The 2,234-nt window shown below is 69.9% G+C and carries 3 protein-coding genes; 1 reads left to right on the forward strand and 2 read right to left on the reverse strand.

Features of this window, described 5'->3' with window-relative positions:
• Both ACYVE7_RS32830 and ACYVE7_RS32835 read right to left on the reverse strand, forming a co-directional pair.
• Positions 1–224: hypothetical protein (locus tag ACYVE7_RS32830; RefSeq protein ID WP_460370318.1), on the reverse strand; the 224-nt coding region annotated here is incomplete at its 3' end.
• Complete coding sequence (locus ACYVE7_RS32835) at positions 221–853, reverse strand: sulfotransferase family protein (RefSeq protein ID WP_460370320.1); 633 nt, start codon at positions 851–853, stop codon at positions 221–223. The genes ACYVE7_RS32835 and ACYVE7_RS32830, both read right to left, overlap by 4 nt.
• 225 nt (positions 854–1,078) lie before the next feature.
• Here ACYVE7_RS32835 and ACYVE7_RS32840 point away from each other — a divergent pair.
• A partial coding sequence (locus ACYVE7_RS32840; protein ID WP_460370322.1) for an L-type lectin family protein occupies positions 1,079–2,234 on the forward strand: 1,156 nt, incomplete at its 3' end.

The raw sequence follows: 2,234 nt of genomic DNA on the forward strand, positions 1-2,234 counted from the left end.
GAGGCGCTCTGGTCGGCGATCCGCCGCTCCAGCGGCGGCGGCGCGACGACCTCAGCCATCGGCCGGCAGTAGTGGCGGGTCGCCACCGACGTCGCGCGCATTCCGCGCACCGCGTCGGCGAGCCGCGGATGCCCCGCGTAGGCGGACTCCACATGCCGGACCAGCGTGTCGAGTTCGACCCGGTGGGCGGGCAGGGCGAGAGCGGGCCGGCACATCAGGCTCATCGCGACGCCCTCTGTTCGAGATGCCGCGCCCGGAAGCCCTCGGCGTCGTTGAGGTGCGGGAACGGCCCGTCAGGGACGGGGACGTCGAGGAACGCGCAGAGCGGCTCCCAGCCGTCGGCGACGTCGAAGACCAGCAGCCGGTCGGCGGGAATGTGGGCTTTGACCTGGGTGATGTGGCCGTCGAACAGATCGAGCAGGCCCTCGCGGTCGGTGCGGCCCAGCAGCGAACGCTCCAGGATCAGCTCCCGCATGACGGGCAGCAGCTCGGTGTGCCACCAGCCCGTGTCCGCCTCCCCCGGCTCCTCCTGCAGCGACCACAGGACGGTCCTGGCGACGCTGGCGTACCAGCGCTCCGGATCCCGGACGGTCAGGATCGCCTTGGCTTCGGGGTGGGCGTCGGCGAGCTCCCGCCACCAGGTCATGGCGGGCCAGTCGAGGGTGGAGCGGAAGCCGTCGAGCTCGCTCCAGTCGGGGCCCTCGCGCAGCATCCGCTGCCACGCGGCGAGCCGCATCGGCTCGTTCAGAACGGTGAACATGTGGTAGCAGGGCCCGAAGCCGATCTGTTCCAGGGCGGCCTTCAGCGAGGTCGTGCCCGTCCGGCCGAAACCCACTCCAATTACGTCGGTCACGCCATTGCCTCCGGATATGCGAAAGAGCAGAGATCCGCAGCGTAGGCACCGTCGACCTGGCCTTTCGGGGTTCGCCACGCCCCTTTGCCCATCCCAGGAGAGCACTTCAAAGAGAAAGTAAACCTTCACGACGTTTAGGTCGATCGTTCATGGTGATGGATCTTCCTTCACTTGTGCACTACGTTTCCCCATGATCATCAACGCCGATTCGGGGGAAACAGGTAGATGACACGATCGACTCCAAGCGGCGGGCTCCGCCGCTTCCTGGCGAGCGGAGCCGCCCTGGCGACGGTCGCCGCAGGCTCCGTGCTGCTGGGCACGCCCACGCCCGCGTTCGCCGGGAAAGTCCTATACGAAGACGCCTTCGCCTCGGCCAGCGCCAAAGGCGACTGGAGCGTCGGCGGCAGCGCCGGCTGGAAGCCCTGCCTGACCGCGGGCGGCGCCGCCACCACCGGATCCGTCCCCGCCTGCGGCGGCGCGTCCGAGACCGACGGGGCGCTGCGCCTCACCGACACCGCCCAGGACCGCTCCGCCTACGCCGTCTACCAGGACCCGCTCAAGTCGGGCAGCGGCACCGACATCGAGTTCGACATGTACATGTACAACCCGACGGTCGCCACGGCCGCCGGGAACCGGCCGATCAGCGCAGACGGCATCTCGTTCTTCCTCATCGACGGCGCGAAGAACGTCACCAAGGCCGGTGAGGACGGCGGCCGCCTCGGCTACAGCAAGCTCGAAGGCGCGATCGTCGGCATCGGATTCGACGAGTTCGGCAACTTCTCCAACTCGGCGTACTTCCCGAAGGACAAGCCCGCCCGCCCCAACCAGCCGAACCACATCGTGGTCCGCGGCGACGAGGCCGGCGGCTACCGCTACCTCACCAGCGACCCGGCCGGCGAGAACGGCAAGGGCGTCCACCGGCTGGCCGACGCCGACGCGACGTCCCGCGGCAAGGCCGCACGGCACGTCCGGATCCGGCTCTCGGACGAGAACGTCCTCACCGTCGACGTCACCTACGACCAGGGGCAGCCCACCGCGCGGACGGTCCGCGAGATCGACCGGTTCGACCTCGCGAACATCCCGGGCCAGGACGCCCTGCCGCCGACCTTCAAGTTCGGTTTCGGCGCCGCGACCGGCACCTTCACCGACTACCACGAGATCAAGAACCTGCGGATCAGCTCGCTCTCCACGGACCTGGTCTCCGACGTCCTGCAGCCCGCGAGCGTCACGGACGTCGTGAAGGAGCCCGCCACCGCGGGCGGCACCGGCACGAAGCCCGCGGACACCACCGCCGAGCACACCGCGCACGAGACCGGCGACGGCACCGCACCGGCCGTCAAGGAGGAGCCCGCCGTCAACACCGCGGCGGCCCCCGCGGCGG

This window comes from Actinocorallia lasiicapitis, assembly GCF_054778695.1.